Origin of the sequence: Pseudomonas avellanae BPIC 631, from assembly GCF_000444135.1 — a bacterium.
Classification (GTDB): Bacteria; Pseudomonadota; Gammaproteobacteria; order Pseudomonadales; family Pseudomonadaceae; genus Aquipseudomonas; species Aquipseudomonas avellanae.
This window is the reverse complement of sequence record NZ_ATDK01000043.1, coordinates 1-15,056: the sequence shown is the minus strand read 5'-3', so window position 1 is coordinate 15,056 and position 15,056 is coordinate 1. Positions and strand designations below refer to the sequence as shown.

14 protein-coding genes are annotated in these 15,056 nt (G+C 60.2%); 5 read left to right on the top strand and 9 right to left on the bottom strand.

Features of this window, described 5'->3' with window-relative positions; translation table 11 throughout:
- Nucleotides 1-67 precede the first annotated feature (67 nt).
- The 3 genes from DW49_RS0101795 to hutG are packed head-to-tail and all read left to right on the top strand — an operon-like array spanning nucleotide 68 to nucleotide 3,479.
- A complete protein-coding gene (locus DW49_RS0101795) occupies nucleotides 68-1,444 on the top strand; it encodes an amino acid permease (RefSeq protein WP_005621475.1) in 1,377 nt (458 codons plus the stop codon).
- Between the two features lie 15 nt (nucleotides 1,445-1,459).
- Nucleotides 1,460-2,665 (top strand): imidazolonepropionase, encoded by a 1,206-nt coding sequence (gene hutI / locus DW49_RS0101790; RefSeq protein ID WP_005621477.1) that lies wholly within the window; start codon nucleotides 1,460-1,462, stop codon nucleotides 2,663-2,665.
- A 13-nt stretch (nucleotides 2,666-2,678) separates the two neighbouring features.
- The gene (gene hutG / locus DW49_RS0101785; RefSeq protein ID WP_005621479.1) at nucleotides 2,679-3,479 is read left to right on the top strand and encodes an N-formylglutamate deformylase; all 801 of its coding nucleotides are present in this window, start codon (nucleotides 2,679-2,681) and stop codon (nucleotides 3,477-3,479) included.
- Between the two features lie 161 nt (nucleotides 3,480-3,640).
- Here hutG and DW49_RS0101780 read toward each other — a convergent pair whose 3' ends face one another.
- Complete coding sequence (locus DW49_RS0101780) at nucleotides 3,641-5,899, bottom strand: heavy metal translocating P-type ATPase (protein ID WP_024421082.1); 2,259 nt, start codon at nucleotides 5,897-5,899, stop codon at nucleotides 3,641-3,643.
- 85 nt (nucleotides 5,900-5,984) lie between these two features.
- On the opposite strand from DW49_RS0101780, the gene cadR reads away from it, so the two are divergent.
- On the top strand, nucleotides 5,985-6,431 hold the full coding sequence (gene cadR, locus DW49_RS0101775) for a Cd(II)/Pb(II)-responsive transcriptional regulator (RefSeq protein WP_005621493.1): 447 nt from the start codon (nucleotides 5,985-5,987) through the stop codon (nucleotides 6,429-6,431).
- 21 nt (nucleotides 6,432-6,452) lie between these two features.
- Here cadR and DW49_RS1000000132740 read toward each other — a convergent pair whose 3' ends face one another.
- The 6 genes from DW49_RS1000000132740 to DW49_RS0101745 all read right to left on the bottom strand — a co-directional run bounded on the left by DW49_RS1000000132740 (nucleotide 6,453) and on the right by DW49_RS0101745 (nucleotide 12,685).
- Nucleotides 6,453-7,349: a hypothetical protein gene (locus tag DW49_RS1000000132740; RefSeq protein ID WP_005621495.1), complete on the bottom strand. Its 897-nt coding sequence runs from the start codon at nucleotides 7,347-7,349 to the stop codon at nucleotides 6,453-6,455.
- Nucleotides 7,350-7,352: 3 nt separating this feature from the next.
- On the bottom strand, nucleotides 7,353-7,550 hold the full coding sequence (locus DW49_RS0101765) for a hypothetical protein (RefSeq protein WP_005737084.1): 198 nt from the start codon (nucleotides 7,548-7,550) through the stop codon (nucleotides 7,353-7,355).
- Nucleotides 7,551-7,626: 76 nt separating this feature from the next.
- Nucleotides 7,627-8,598: a thymidylate synthase gene (locus tag DW49_RS0101760; protein ID WP_005621497.1), complete on the bottom strand. Its 972-nt coding sequence runs from the start codon at nucleotides 8,596-8,598 to the stop codon at nucleotides 7,627-7,629.
- Between the two features lie 52 nt (nucleotides 8,599-8,650).
- Nucleotides 8,651-9,463: a prolipoprotein diacylglyceryl transferase gene (lgt, locus tag DW49_RS0101755; RefSeq protein WP_005621481.1), complete on the bottom strand. Its 813-nt coding sequence runs from the start codon at nucleotides 9,461-9,463 to the stop codon at nucleotides 8,651-8,653.
- Nucleotides 9,464-9,904: 441 nt separating this feature from the next.
- A complete protein-coding gene (ptsP, locus tag DW49_RS0101750; RefSeq protein WP_003382074.1) occupies nucleotides 9,905-12,184 on the bottom strand; it encodes a phosphoenolpyruvate--protein phosphotransferase in 2,280 nt (759 codons plus the stop codon).
- 21 nt (nucleotides 12,185-12,205) lie between these two features.
- A complete protein-coding gene (locus tag DW49_RS0101745; protein WP_002555745.1) occupies nucleotides 12,206-12,685 on the bottom strand; it encodes an RNA pyrophosphohydrolase in 480 nt (159 codons plus the stop codon).
- A gap of 142 nt (nucleotides 12,686-12,827) precedes the next feature.
- Here DW49_RS0101745 and DW49_RS0101740 point away from each other — a divergent pair, with 142 nt between their 5' ends.
- Nucleotides 12,828-13,484, top strand: a complete 657-nt coding sequence (locus tag DW49_RS0101740) for a histidinol-phosphatase (RefSeq protein ID WP_005621503.1) — start codon at nucleotides 12,828-12,830, stop codon at nucleotides 13,482-13,484.
- A gap of 13 nt (nucleotides 13,485-13,497) precedes the next feature.
- Here the strand turns inward: DW49_RS0101740 and DW49_RS0101735 are convergent, their stop codons facing one another.
- Nucleotides 13,498-13,926 carry a DUF2269 family protein gene (locus DW49_RS0101735; protein ID WP_005621505.1) on the bottom strand — a complete coding sequence of 143 codons (429 nt, stop codon included), beginning with the start codon at nucleotides 13,924-13,926 and terminating at the stop codon, nucleotides 13,498-13,500.
- 279 nt (nucleotides 13,927-14,205) lie between these two features.
- On the bottom strand, nucleotides 14,206-15,056 hold an 851-nt coding region (gene ilvA, locus DW49_RS0101730), incomplete at its 5' end, for a threonine ammonia-lyase, biosynthetic (protein WP_024421081.1).

The following is a 15,056-nucleotide window of genomic DNA, read 5'->3' as shown; positions in this document are numbered from 1 at the left end:
GCGGGAAGCCGGATGCAGGCGTTCTCGCGGCTTTTGCCATACCTGCATGTAATGAAATGGACCTGAAATGACGTCACAAGATGGTTTGAAACGCGGGTTATCCGCCCGCCACATCCGCTTCATGGCCCTGGGCTCTGCCATCGGCACAGGGTTGTTCTACGGCTCGGCCTCGGCGATTCAGCAGGCTGGTCCCGCCGTATTGCTGGCGTACCTGATCGGCGGCGCGGCGGTGTACATGGTGATGCGCGCACTGGGCGAGATGGCCGTTCACGACCCGGTGTCCGGTTCGTTCAGCCATTACGCCACGCGCTACATGGGCCCGCTGGCCGGTTTCGTGCTGGGCTGGACCTACGCGTTCGAGATGATCATTGTCTGCCTCGCCGACGTGACCGCCTTCGGCATTTACATGGGCTTCTGGTTTCCGGAAGTGCCGCGCTGGATCTGGGTGCTGGGCATCGTGTTCCTGATCGGCGCGCTCAACCTGTGCAACGTCAAGGTCTTCGGCGAAACCGAATTCTGGCTGTCGATCCTCAAGGTCAGCGCCATCGTGGCGATGATCGTTGCAGGCTTCGGCATCATGATCTTCGGCATCGGCAGCTCGACCAGCGGCACTGAAATCGGCATCAGCAACCTGTGGGCGCATGGCGGCTTCATGCCCAACGGCGTCACCGGCCTGATCGCTTCGTTTGCGGTGGTGATGTTTGCTTTCGGCGGCATCGAAATCATCGGCATCACGGCCGGTGAGGCAAAGGACCCGCAACGCAGCCTGCCGCAGGCGATCAACGCGGTGCCGCTGCGCATCCTGCTGTTTTACGTGCTGACCCTGTTTGTGCTGATGTGCATTTACCCGTGGCCACAGATCGGCACCCAAGGCAGCCCGTTCGTGCAGATTTTCGACAACCTGGGCATTGCCTCGGCGGCGACCATTCTCAACATCGTGGTGATCTCGGCGGCGGTGTCAGCCATCAACAGCGACATCTTCGGCGCAGGCCGCATGATGTACGGCCTGGCCCGCGACGGTCAGGCGCCCGCAAGCTTTGCGCGACTGTCGCGGCAGGGCGTGCCTTGGATGACCGTGCTGGTGATGGGCGTGACGCTGCTCGGCGGCGTGCTGCTCAACTACCTGATCCCCAAAGACGTGTTCCTGCTGATCGCTTCGCTGGCAACCTTCGCCACGGTCTGGGTCTGGCTGATGATCCTGCTGACTCAGGTCGCCATGCGCCGTTCGATGAGCCGCGAAGAGGTCACGCAGCTCAAGTTTGCGGTGCCGTTCTGGCCTTATGGGCCTGCCGCCGCCATCGTCTTCATGCTGTTTATCTTCGGCGTACTGGGTTACTTCCCGGACAACCGTGCAGCCTTGATCGTCGGCGCAATCTGGATTGTGCTGCTGCTCATCGCCTACCGTTTGTGGGTCAAGCCAAAGGCGCTCAACCACCCCCACTGATCAAAGAGGCCCGGAATGAAAACGCTCTGGAAACACTGTCACATCGCAAGCATGGCGCACGGCAAATACTCGATTATTGAGCATGCCGCCATTGTGACCTCCGGAGCGCTCATCGAGTGGATCGGGCCTCAGGCTGAACTGGCCGAGCCAGAACATGACAACTGCATCGATCTGGGCGGCGCGTGGGTGACCCCCGGCCTGATCGACTGCCACACGCACACCGTGTTTGGCGGCAACCGCAGCGGCGAGTTCGAGCAGCGCCTGCAAGGCGTGAGTTATGCCGAGATTGCCGCAGCAGGCGGCGGCATCGCCAGCACGGTGCGCGCGACTCGTGTCGCCAGCGAAGATGAGCTGTACGCCAGCGCAGAACGTCGCTTGCGGCACTTGCTCAAGGACGGCGTGACCACCGTCGAGATGAAATCAGGCTACGGGCTGGACCTGGAGAACGAGCGCAAGATCCTCCGCGTGATCCGCCGCCTGGGCAATACCCAACCCGTCACCGTGCGCGCCACCTGTCTGGCCGCACACGCCCTTCCCCCGGAATACGCTGACCGTGCCGATGACTTCATCAACCACATCTGCACCGAGATGCTTCCGGCACTGGCGGCCGATGGCTTGGTGGACGCGGTAGATGCGTTCTGTGAGTACCTGGCGTTCTCGCCTGAGCAGGTCGAGCGGGTATTCATCACGGCCGGGCAATTGGCGTTGCCGGTGAAACTGCATGCCGAGCAGCTTTCTTCGCTGGGCGGGTCGAGCCTGGCGGCGCGCTACAAGGCACTGTCGGCGGACCATCTGGAGTTCATGACCGAAGACGACGCCATTGCCATGGCCGCTGCCGGAACCGTCGCCGTGTTGCTGCCGGGGGCGTTCTACTTCCTGCGAGAAACTCAGTTGCCGCCAATGGACGCCCTGCGCAAGCATGGCGTGCCGATTGCCATCTCCACCGACCTGAACCCCGGCACCTCGCCCGGCCTGTCGTTGCGCCTGATGCTCAACATGGCCTGCACGCTGTTTCGCATGACGCCTGAAGAAGCGCTGGCGGGCGTTACGTTCAATGCCGCCAAGGCACTGGGCATGAGCGCGACTCACGGTTCGCTGGAAGTCGGCAAGGTGGCGGATTTCGTCGCCTGGAACATCGAACGACCGGCTGACCTGGCCTACTGGCTGGGCGGCGATCTGGACAAACGCATCGTGCGCCACGGCGTCGAATCATCGATCTGAAGGAGTCTGCCCTGTGGATAACGTTCTGACATTCAAACGTGGCAGCGTTCCGCTGCTGATCAGCATGCCACATGCCGGCTTGAAGCTTACGCCGGTGGTTGAAGCCGCGTTGGTGGACGAGGCGCTGAGCCTGCCGGACACCGACTGGCACATACCGCGCCTGTATGACTTTGCTACCGAACTGGGCGCGAGCACCCTGGCCGCCGAGTATTCGCGCTTTGTCATCGACCTCAATCGGCCATCAGACGACAAGCCGATGTACGTGGGCGCGACCACCGGATTGTTCCCGTCGATCCTGTTTGACGGCGTGCCGCTGTTCAAGGACGGCCAGACGCCGAGTGCCGAAGAACGCGCGCGGTATCTGGAGCAGATCTGGACGCCCTATCACCAGACGCTGGAACAGGAACTGCAGCGGATGCGCGATGAGTTTGGCTATGCGCTGCTATTCGACGCCCACTCGATTCGCGGGCACATTCCGCACCTGTTCGAGGGTCGCCTGCCGGATTTCAATCTGGGCACTTTCAACGGGGTCAGTTGCGACCCGGAACTGGCCAGCCGAATGGAGCAGGTTTGCGCGGCGGCCAAGGATTACAGCCATGTGCTGAACGGACGCTTCAAAGGCGGTCACATCACCCGCCACTACGGCGACCCGGCCAACAACATCCATGCGGTGCAGCTGGAACTGGCGCAAAGCACCTACATGGATGAGTTCGTGCCCTTCCACTACCGCCCGGACCTGGCCGAGCCGACCCGCGCCGTGCTGAAACCGCTGCTGGAAACCTTCATTGCTTGGGGGCAGGAGCGGTTCGGCTGATGAAGGCGGACGCAGAGCGTCCAGAAAGGCGCTACCACGCGGAGCGTGGGAGCGATAGCCGATAGCCGATAGCCGATAGCCACGCCGATTATCGTTCCCATGCTCCGCGTGGGAATGCCGTTCTGGACGCTCCGCGTCCGCCCTTCAAGGTTCCCGACTGATCACTTCTTGAGCAACCGCAACCCGTTGAACACCACCAGCAAGCTCACGCCCATGTCGGCGAACACCGCCATCCACATGGTCGCCAGGCCCGCAAACGTGATGCCGATGAACAGCACTTTGGTCGCGATCGCCAGGATGATGTTCTGTTTGAGCACCGCCGAGGTCTGACGGGACAGCCGAATAAACGTTGGGATCTTGCGCAGATCATCGTCCATCAGGGCGACATCTGCCGTTTCGATTGCCGTGTCAGTCCCCGCAGCCGCCATCGCAAAGCCAATCTCGGCCCGCGCCAGTGCCGGTGCATCGTTGATGCCGTCACCCACCATGCCCACGCGATGGTTGCGAGCGTAAAGCGCTTCGATAGCACTCAGCTTGTCGGCAGGCAGCAGGTTACCCTGCGCTTCATCGATCCCGACCTGATCGGCAATCGCCTTGGCGGTGTGCGGGTTGTCGCCGGTCAGCATGACAGTCTTGATACCCAGTTCATGCAACTGAGCAATGGCTTCACGGCTGGTTTCCTTCACGGTGTCGGCTACCGCAAACAGCGCGATCGGACCGGACGCATCCAGCAACAGCACTACGGTCTTGCCCTGCATTTCCAGCGCATCAAGCCTGGCTTCCAGCGCTGGCGAGCACAGGCCCAGCTCTTCGACCAAGCGGTGGTTGCCCAAATGGTACATCTGGCCGTTCACTTCGCCCTTCACGCCACGCCCGCCCAAGGCCTCAAACGCTGTGACTTCATGCAGCGTCAGACTTTTATCAGCGGCTTTGGCAATGGCCTGAGAAACCGGGTGGTCGGAGCGACCGGCAAGGCTCGCGGCAATGGTCGGCGCGCTGTCGGCGACCGTGGGGTCCAGCGGCACGTAATCAGTCTGCACCGGCTTGCCGTGGGTCAGGGTGCCGGTCTTGTCGAGGGCCAGGTAATCAAGCTTCTCGCCCATCTCCAGATAAACGCCGCCCTTGATCAGAATGCCTTTGCGCGCCGCAGCTGCCAGACCGCTGACAATGGTCACCGGCGTAGAAATCACCAGCGCACACGGGCACGCGACGACCAGCAACACCAGCGCCCGGTAGATCCAGTCAAACCATTGCCCGCCAAAAAACAGCGGCGCAATCAGCGCCATGCCCAAAGCGACAACGAACACTACCGGCGTATAGATGCGCGAAAAGCTGTCGACAAAACGCTGAGTCGGCGCGCGTGAACCCTGGGCCGCTTCCACAGCATGAATGATGCGCGCCAGCGTGGAATTGTTCGCCGCAGCGGTGACGCGATACTCCAGCGACCCCGCCTGATTGATCGTGCCCGCGAAAACTTTATCGCCAATGGTTTTCTCGACCGGCAGGCTTTCACCCGTGATCGAGGCCTGATCAATGGTCGAGTTACCGGACACCACTTCACCGTCCAGCCCGACGCGCTCACCCGGCTTGATGCGGACGATAGCGCCAATTTCGACGTTTTTGGCTTCAATTTCCTGCCAACTGCCATCGGCCTGCTTGACGGTCGCCAGTTCCGGCGTCAGTTGCATCAAGCCGCTGATCGCGTTGCGGGCGCGGTCCAGGGATTTGGCTTCGATCAACTCGGCCACGGTAAACAGAAACATCACCATCGCCGCTTCAGGCCACTGACCGATCAGAATCGCGCCAGTCACCGCAATGCTCATCAGGGCATTGATGTTCAGGTTGAAGTTCTTAAGCGCGATCCAGCCCTTTTTGTAGGTGGTCAACCCACAACTGAAGATCGACACCAACGCCAGCAGCGCAACGACCCAAGTCGGCCCGAGCGAAGCCAGATGGACCACTTCGGCACCCAGCGCTGTCACGCCGGACAATGCCAATGGCCACCAGTGTTTCGCCGGCGCAGGAACCGATGCAGCAGGCGCAGCACCCTCTTCTACAGGATCGGCCTGCATGCCCAGCGAGCTGATGGCCTCGCGAATCGGGTCGGTGGACGGCAGATCATGCCAGACGCCCAGCAGGCGATTGATCAGGTTGAATTCGAGCTTTTGCACACCGGCCAGCTTGCCGAGCTTGTTCTGGATCAGAGTCTGCTCGGTGGGGCAATCCATCGCTTCGATGCGAAAGTTGCTCAAGCAGCTGGCGGATGTCGGCGCGTCGGTAAACGTCACCACAGCAGGTTGCGCATCGCTGGAGCAGCACGAATGCGCAGGCTCTGGGGATTTGTGCTCGTGTTCGTGCGCCCCGTGATCATGGTCATGATCGTGGTCATGTGCGGGGGGATTCTTGATTGTCGTGCCCATTCGTTGTGCTCCAGGATTCTGCTTGTTGCCAAGTGAACACCCTGTAGCCACTATAGGGTCAAGCACTCAATCGAGATGAGTCCACATGAAAATCGGCGAACTGGCAAAACTGACCGACACCCAGGTCGAAACCATCCGTTATTACGAACGCGAAGGCCTGCTGCCCGCCCCCGCCCGCAGTGACGGTAACTACCGGCTGTATACCCAGGCGCACATGGAACGCCTGTCGTTCATCCGCAATTGCCGCAGCCTGGACATGACCCTGGAAGAAATCCGCAACCTGCTCAACCTGCGCGACAGCCCGCAAGACCAGTGCGAAAGCGTCAATGCGCTGATCGACGAACACATCGAACACGTCAACGCCCGCGTCGCCAGCCTGCAAGCACTCCAGGAACAACTGCTCGACCTGCGCCGCCGCTGCAGCGATGGCGCGGCAGAGCATTGCGCGATACTTGAGAGGCTGGAAGTGACCGGGGCTGTTGCGGCGCCCGAGGGCGAGCCTTCACATGTGGGCAGGAGTCATGGGCATTGAGGTGGGTTTGACATCTCTCGTTTAACGCTGCGCAGCCTGCACCACCGCCACAAGCTCAGTGATCGCCTTTACGAGCTGATCTTTGGCAGCTTTCTCTTTCGCAGCCTCTTCACCCGCCCGCTCAGAATCAACGCGCTTGAACGCTTCACGTACTTCCTCGCTGAAGACGCTGATCGAGACGATATTTTCCTGCCGAAAACCAATAGGCCTGAGCGGTGTATCGCTTGGATAATCGGTCGTGTACACGACTTTAAGGGTGTCTTTATCCCGATAACCACTGACGGTGGGGATGAGCAGAATCTCCTGATTCACACCCGTCACTTCGGTAGGGGCCCCGACGTCCATGATGTAACCGACGTAGACCTTTCGATCCTCCATCGTGATCATCACTTCATCCTTTTCGACAAACGCATCGAAAAGAGTCGAGCAGATAGGGCTGTGCTCTACAGACGCACCCAGCAGATAGACCGCAATTTCTTCTTTTTTACTGGCGCCCAGTTGCCACTTGAGAATCCTGACAGTAAGAAAAGCTCCCAGGCTTGGCATCGCCAAGGTCAGTAAACCTGCCAGGGCAAGGAACACACCCACTTGGCTAAAATTCCTGCCAGTGATGTCGAAGTCCTGCCCCATTTGACCTAAAGCGCCCATGAAATCGGTGTTCACGGCAAAACAGACTGGCGAGGCCGCGTTTGCCGTCTGGAGCCATTGGGGGCACAACACACCCCAGTCATGCGAGAACAGGCCTGCAAGCGCTGCGGTAACAAACATGGCCGCCAGAAAGCAGTAAATACCATACCGCCCCACCAGCAAGTAAAGCATCTGGCCTTCATAGCGATGCAGCCTGCAATAAACGGTGGGATCCTTCAGGCACACCAAAAAACCGCTGACGAGTAGTGGCAACAGAAGTAAAAAAGCCATTTATCAGGATTCGGTTTGCGCAGTGACCAGTTTTTTAGCCTTGTCGCGGGAGGAGCGAACCAAACCTTCGATTTCTTTGGCGTCCATGGACATGCGACCACCCCTTACCACAAGAGTGTCGATGCTCTTGATTGCCTGCATGAGGGCCGCGTCTTCAGCCTTCTTCGTATCACTACGATGTCCAATCCGATTGAAAAACATAGTCGATTCCATTGAACAGGGTCAGGGGGTGTGCGCTGAAACTATAGCACAGCGCTAGATTCGCTCTCTTACGGGCTCAGACCGCCATCGGCGCGGTCATCGCCGGGTGATGCTGATAGCCTTCCAGCGAAAAGTCCGACGGCTCGATCAGCTCCAGCCATTCAGGCTGATAAACGCCGGTCTTGGCAAACTCCGGCACGCGGTCGGAGATCACCAGTTTTGGCATCGGGTAAGGCTCGCGGGTCATTTGCTCGTTGAGCATGTCCAGGTGGTTCTCGTACACATGGGCATCGCCGATGAAGTAGGTGAACCAGCGCGGCGTGTAGCCGGTCAGGCGGCCGATCAGGCTAAGCAGTGCCGCGCCTTCGGTCAGGTTGAACGGCGTGCCGAGGCCCAGATCGTTGGAGCGGATGTACAGCGTCAGGGAGATTTCGCGGGTCTGCGGATTAGGGTGCAGCTGGTACAGCAGGTGGCATGGCGGCAGGGCCATTTCATCGAGCTGGGCGCAGTTCCAGCCGTGGAACAGGATGCGGCGGCTGCCTGGGTCATTGATGATGGTGTCGACGCATTGGCGAATCTGGTCGATGGCCTTGTACAGCACCACGAACGACTGGCCGTCTTCTTCCGATTCGGCAATCTGGCGATAACCCTGACCGAGCGCCAGTTCGATGGCGGCGACGTTGCCCGCGTCGATGCGCTTGTAGGCAGGCCATTTGCGCCATTGCACGCCGTAGATTTCACCCAGATCGTCTTCGCCCTTGCGGAACGGGTTGTTCAGCCACTGGGCGTTTTCGTTGGCGTTCTGGTCCCAGACCTTGCAGCCCAGTTCGCGGAATTGGTCAGCGTTGTTCACGCCACGCAGAAAACCCACCATCTCGCCGATGGCGGATTTGAACGCCATGCGTCGGGTGGTGATCGCCGGAAAACCTTCCTGCAAGTCGTAACGCAGCATCGCACCCGGAAAGCTGATGGTGTTCACGCCGGTACGGTTGGCTTGCAAGGTGCCGTGCTTGATCACGTGGGCGACCAGTTCCAGATATTGCTTCATAAATCACCTGCGTTGTTGAACGCGCCGGGCATTGTGGCCCGGCGGTTCGGTGTTAAACCGCTGCCTTGCTGGCAGCAGGGTCGCGCTTGTAGGCCAGCCAGATCAGGAACAGACCAGCGATGATCATCGGCAGGCTGAGGATCTGACCCATGGTGACCCAGCCCCATGCCAGATAGCCCAGCTGGGCATCAGGAACGCGGACGAACTCGACCACAAAGCGGAAGATGCCGTAGAACAGCGCGAACATGCCGGAAACGGCAATGGTCGGGCGCGGCTTGCGGGCGTACAGATTGAGAATGATGAACAGTGCCACGCCTTCCAGTGCGAACTGATACAACTGCGACGGGTGACGCGCCAGTTGCGCAGGGTCGCTGAACGGCGGGAAAACCATAGCCCACGGCACGTCGGTCGGCTTGCCCCACAGTTCGGCATTGATAAAGTTGCCGATCCGCCCGGCACCCAGGCCGATTGGCACCAATGGGGCGACAAAATCCATCAACTGGAAGAAGCTCTTGCCGTTGCGCTTGCCGAACCACCAGGCCGCGATCATGACCCCGACAAAGCCGCCGTGGAACGCCATGCCGCCCTTCCAGACCTCGAATATCAATAGAGGATTGGCGATGTAAGCCGACAGGTCGTAGAACAGCACGTAGCCCAGCCGCCCACCGACGATCACGCCCATGGCCAGCCAGAAAATCAGGTCGGAGAGTTTTTCCTTGGTCCAGGTCGGGTCGAATTTGTTAAGACGACGCGACGCGAGCAGCCAGGCGCCACCGATGCCGACCAGGTACATCAAACCGTACCAGTGAATTTGCAGCGGGCCGATAGCGACGGCTACCGGGTCAATCTGCGGGTAAGGCAGCATTGCGACTCCTCAATTGGAACGCCCTTGCGAGCGACTGAATCAGGCGCGCATGTTACCGGAGCCCGGCAGGATGCTCTAGCGGCGACCGATGGAAGCTCGCTGAACGAAGTGAAAAAAGATCCGCCTGATGTGTCCAGCCGTACGGTATCGCTCCCACGCTCCGCGTGGTAGCGCCTTTCTGGACGCTCTGCGTCCGATTTTGAAACAGGCGGCGCGCGGGCGGGAGTGACCGGGGGCGGCGATCCGCATTGTTCACAAACAGGTCGGTCAGCCTGCTTTCGCGAGCAAGCTCCCACAAGTAAACATCATCCTGTGGGAGTGACCGGGGCGGCGATCCGCATTGCTCACGAAGGGGCCGGTACAGCCAATGAAAATTTGCTGAACAATTAATCCGCCTTCGCGAGCAAGCTCGCTCGCACAAGACTTATGGGCAGGCGCGAGCTAGTGCCCTTTGACCGAGCCCGGGTTGATCATTCGCGACAGGCCGAGGTTTTTCAGTGCCAGTTGCAGCGAGCTGCTGATGACTTGCGGGTTGTCGTTGGTCATCAACTGCGCAAGCAGTTCCTTGGCCTTGCTGAGGTTGATCTGGCGCAGCATCCACTTCACTTTCGGCAGGTTGGTGGCGTTCATCGACAAGCTGTCAAAGCCCATCGCCATGAGCAGCACAGCGGCTGCAGGGTCGCCGGCCATTTCGCCGCAGATGCTCACCGGCTTGCCCTCGGCGTGGGCATCGCGCACCACGCTTTGCAGCGCCTGAAGCACCGCCGGGTGCAGATAGTCATAGAGATCGGCCACACGCGGGTTGTTGCGGTCGACCGCCAGCAGGTATTGGGTCAGGTCGTTGGAGCCCACCGAGAGGAAGTCCACCTGACGCGCCAGATCACGGGTCTGGTAAACCGCAGCCGGTACTTCAATCATCACGCCGACAGGCGGCATCGGCACGTCGGTGCCTTCGTCGCGCACTTCGCCCCAGGCACGGTGGATCAGGTGCAGCGCCTCTTCCACTTCGTGGGTGCTGGAAATCATCGGCAACAAAATGCGCAGGTTGTTCAGGCCCTCGCTGGCCTTGAGCATGGCGCGGGTCTGAACCAGGAAAATTTCCGGGTGGTCGAGGGTGACGCGAATACCGCGCCAGCCGAGAAACGGGTTGTCTTCCTTGATCGGGAAGTAGGACAGCGACTTGTCGCCGCCGATGTCCAGGCTACGCATGGTCACCGGCAGCGGATGGAAGGCCGCCAGTTGCTCGCGGTAGATCGCAAGCTGTTCCTTTTCACTCGGGAAACGCTGGTTGATCATGAACGGCACTTCGGTGCGATACAGGCCCACCCCTTCGGCGCCGCGCTGCTGGGCGCGAGCGACATCGGCCAGCAGACCGGTGTTGACCCACAGCGGCATACGATGCCCGTCGAGGGTCACGCACGGCAATTCACGCAGGGCATCCAGGCCTTGGGAGAGCTGACGCTCCTCCTCCACCACCTTGCCGAACTGCTTGCGCATGATTTCGCTGGGGTTGGTGAAGACTTCGCCGTGATAGCCGTCGACCACCAGATCGATGCCATCGACCTTGGAGTACGGGAAATCCACCAGGCCCATGACCGTGGGGATACCCATCGCCCGCGCCAGAATCGCGACGTGGGAGTTGCCGGAACCTTGCACCGACACCAGACCGACCAGTTTGCCTTCCGGCACTTCGCCAAGCATGGCCGGGGTCAGCTCTTCGCTGACCAGAATAGTGTTGTCGGGGTAAACCAGTGCCTGTTGCCGCTCTTCCTGCAGGTACGCCAGCAGGCGGCGGCCCAGGTCCTTGACGTCCGAGGCCCGCTCGCGCAGGTAAGCATCGTCCATCAGCTCAAAGCGTTTGACGTGCTCGCTGACCACCGAGCGCAAGGCGCCTTGTGCCCATTCGCCGGTCTTGATGACATTGGTCACCTCGCTGCCCAGCGAGGCATCGTCAAGCATCATCAGGTAGACATCGAACAGCGCGCGCTCTTCGGGGCGCAGTTGCGTGGCGAGCTTGGCGGACAGGGTGCGCATGTCGTTGCGCACGCCTTCCAGTGCATTCTGGAACAGCGTCAGCTCGGCAGCGATATCAGTGACGGTCTTGTCCGGGACAACTTCCAGATCGGCAGGCGGCAGCATGACCACTGCGACACCGACGGCGGCACCCGGCGAGCCGGCCACACCGACAAACTTGGCTTCCTGAATGCCCTTGCCCTGGCGACCCAGACCGCGAATCGAGCCGGTGGCTTCGGCATGCGCGATAACGCCCGCCAGTTGCGCACTCATGGTGACAAGGAAGGCTTCTTCGCCCTCGTCGAACTGACGGCGCTCCTTTTGCTGGATCACCAATACGCCAACCACACGACGGTGGTGGATGATCGGCGCCCCCAGGAACGAGGCATAACGCTCTTCACCGGTCTCGGCGAAGTAGCGATAACGCGGGTGATCCGCGGCGTTTTCGAGGTTCAGAGGTTCTTCGCGCGTACCGACCAGACCAACAAGGCCTTCGTTCGGCGCCATGCTGACTTTGCCGATGGAACGCTTGTTGAGGCCTTCGGAGGCCATCAGCACAAAACGGTTCACTTCGGCATCGAGCAGGTAGACCGAGCAGACCTGGCTGCCCATGGCCTCCTTGACGCGCAACACAATAATGCCCAACGCCGCCTTGAGATCCTTGGCGGAGTTAACTTCCTGGACGATCTTGCGCAGCGTATTGAGCATGGCTCGGGGTCGAACTCCGTGTCAGTCGCGCGATAACAGGCGCGGGGCAAGCTCTTTGAGTGCGCGTCGATACACCTCGCGCTTGAATGTCACCACCTGGCCCAACGGGTACCAATAACTGACCCAGCGCCAGCCATCGAACTCCGGTTTGCCGGTCAAATCCATCCGCACCCGCTGTTCGTTGGAGATCAGGCGCAGGAGAAACCATTTTTGCTTCTGGCCGATACACAGCGGCTGGCTGTGCGTACGGACCAATCGTTGCGGCAGACGATAGCGCAACCAGCCCCGAGTGCAGGCAAGTATTTGCACATCATGCCGTTCAAGCCCGACTTCTTCGTTCAATTCACGATAAAGCGCGTCTTCAGGCGTCTCCTGCGGGTTGATTCCACCCTGCGGAAACTGCCAGGCATCCTGGTTAATACGTCGAGCCCATAGGACCTGACCAGCATCGTTTGTCAGAATAATCCCGACATTAGGACGGAAACCATCGGGGTCGATCACGGCAACAACCTCGCAAACGCATGTCGCCGCATTGTTCCACAAAGGCGATCAAACCAGCAACGAGGCTTAGCACCTTATGTGAAGACTTGTGAAAACCTCGTATTCTGGGGCTCTTTTTTCAACTATTTCAGCGAGTAACCCTATGCGCCTGGCTTTATTCGACCTCGACAACACGCTTCTGGGCGGCGACAGCGATCACGCCTGGGGCGATTACCTGTGCCAGCGTGGCATCCTCAATGCCGACACGTACAAAAGCCGCAACGACGAGTTTTATCAGGATTACCTGGCCGGCACGCTGAACATGACCGACTACCTGAATTTTACGCTGGAGATTCTGGGCAACACTGACATGGCGCAACTGCAGGAGTGGCACCGCGAGTTCATGCGCGACTGCATCGAGCCGATCATGCTGCCCAAGGCGCTGGAGCTGATCGCCAAACACCGCGAGGCCGGCGACAAACTGGTGGTGATTACTGCGACCAATCGCTTTGTGACGGCACCGATCGTGGCGCGCCTGGGGATTGAAACGCTGCTGGCGACCGAGTGCGAGATGGTTGACGGGCGTTATACCGGCCGCACGACGGGCGTTCCATGCTTCCGTGAGGGCAAGGTGACACGTCTCAATCAGTGGCTGGAAGACAATGCGTTCAGCCTTGAAGACAGCTATTTCTACAGCGACTCGATGAATGACCTGCCACTGCTGGAGCAGGTCGCCAACCCGGTTGCGGTAGACCCGGACGCCAAACTGCGTGCAGAAGCCGAGCAGCGCGGCTGGCCGGTGATTACCCTGCGCAACTGATCCGCGAGAGCGTTCAGGCCGGTTTGAAGCCCATCAGACCGGCCATTGCCACAAAGCACACGACGCTGATCACGGTCAGCGCCAGGGTAAAGCCTCGTTTGCTTTTGGTAAAACCGAGGCGCAACCGATTGAGCCTGAGCACCAGCCAGACCCAACTACACAACCCGACCGTGTATAGCACGCTGCTGCCCAGCACCCAGGTCTGGCCCAGCGACAACCCTTTCAGGTGCACCAGCCACCAGCCGCTGAACGGCAGCGTCGCCAGACATACGGCCATCAGCACCCAGAAAAATACTAGCGGCCGCATGAGCAGGCGATTCTGGATGGTCGCGTCACCTTCAAGACGAACCTTGATCACCCCGCTGGCCAGCACCAGAACGCTGATCAGCAGCAGCGTGATGGCAGCGATGTGTAGGGTGTTGAGGACGGTGATGGGTTCCATTGCGGGGTGCTCCTCTTGGATCAGAATGTAGAAGCGGACAGGGCGACGCTTCGCTTGTGTGGGAGCGGACCGGGCGACGCTTCGCTTGTCCGCGAACTGCCGGGAACCGGCAGCAAAACCGGTACACACGGTACTTCAGACGCAACCGAGGTTACCGGTATCAGGGCCGCTTCGCAGACCTTCGCGGACAAGTCCGCTCCCACGCCCTCCGGGCAGAAGCGCGTTATGTGTACGGACCGGGCGACGCCCTGCGGGCAGAAGCCTGCTCCGCGTCTAACGTCAACCCAAAAACAACCGATACGCCGGGTTTTCGCTCTCGTCCCAGTATGGATAACCAATCTCGTCCAGTGCCGCGCCCACCAGGTGCCGTTCTTCCTCCGGCACCACCAAACCCGCCACCACCCGGCCATCCGCTGCACCGTGGTTGCGGTAGTGGAACATCGAGATGGTCCAGCGCCCGCCTAACCGGTTGAGGAAGTTGAACAGCGCGCCGGGCCTCTCCGGGAACTCGAAACGCAGTACCACTTCATCGTTGACCCGCTCGGCATGCCCGCCAACCATGTGGCGGATGTGCAGTTTGGCCAGTTCATTGTCGGTCAGGTCCAGCACCGGAAAACCCTGCCCGGTGAGGCTGGCGATCAATGCGCTGCGCGGGTCATTCTCAGGGTGAGTCTGCACGCCGACGAAGATGTGCGCTTCGCGGTCGGTGTGGTAACGGTAGTTGAATTCGGTGATCTGGCGCTTGCCGATGGCTTCGCAGAACGCCTTGAAGCTGCCCGGCTGCTCGGGGATGGTCACGGCGATAATCGCCTCACGACCTTCGCCCAGCTCGGCACGCTCGGCCACATGGCGCAAGCGGTCGAAGTTGACGTTGGCGCCGGAGTCGATGGCCACCAACGTCTGGCCAGTCACGCCGCGCTGTTCGACGTATTTCTTGATGCCTGCAACACCCAGCGCACCCGCAGGCTCGGTGATTGAGCGGGTATCGTCGTAGATGTCCTTGATCGCTGCACATATTTCGTCGGTGCTGACGGTGATCACTTCATCGACATAATGGCGGCACACTTCAAAGGTGTGATAACCGATCTGCGCCACTGCCACGCCGTCGGCAAACAGCCCGACCTGGCTCA

Excerpts from the sequence above, each read along its gene's own strand:
- DW49_RS0101740 (WP_005621503.1), top strand. The coding sequence starts at position 12,828 with ATGCGCCTGGCTTTATTCGACCTCGACAACACGCTTCTGGGCGGCGAC.
- hutI (WP_005621477.1), top strand. The coding sequence starts at position 1,460 with ATGAAAACGCTCTGGAAACACTGTCACATCGCAAGCATGGCGCACGGC.
- cadR (WP_005621493.1), top strand. The coding sequence starts at position 5,985 with ATGAAAATCGGCGAACTGGCAAAACTGACCGACACCCAGGTCGAAACC.
- DW49_RS0101735 (WP_005621505.1), bottom strand. The coding sequence starts at position 13,926 with ATGGAACCCATCACCGTCCTCAACACCCTACACATCGCTGCCATCACG.
- ptsP (WP_003382074.1), bottom strand. The coding sequence starts at position 12,184 with ATGCTCAATACGCTGCGCAAGATCGTCCAGGAAGTTAACTCCGCCAAG.
- DW49_RS1000000132740 (WP_005621495.1), bottom strand. The coding sequence starts at position 7,349 with ATGGCTTTTTTACTTCTGTTGCCACTACTCGTCAGCGGTTTTTTGGTG.
- DW49_RS0101795 (WP_005621475.1), top strand. The coding sequence starts at position 68 with ATGACGTCACAAGATGGTTTGAAACGCGGGTTATCCGCCCGCCACATC.
- lgt (WP_005621481.1), bottom strand. The coding sequence starts at position 9,463 with ATGCTGCCTTACCCGCAGATTGACCCGGTAGCCGTCGCTATCGGCCCG.
- DW49_RS0101765 (WP_005737084.1), bottom strand. The coding sequence starts at position 7,550 with ATGTTTTTCAATCGGATTGGACATCGTAGTGATACGAAGAAGGCTGAA.
- DW49_RS0101760 (WP_005621497.1), bottom strand. The coding sequence starts at position 8,598 with ATGAAGCAATATCTGGAACTGGTCGCCCACGTGATCAAGCACGGCACC.
- DW49_RS0101780 (WP_024421082.1), bottom strand. The coding sequence starts at position 5,899 with ATGGGCACGACAATCAAGAATCCCCCCGCACATGACCACGATCATGAC.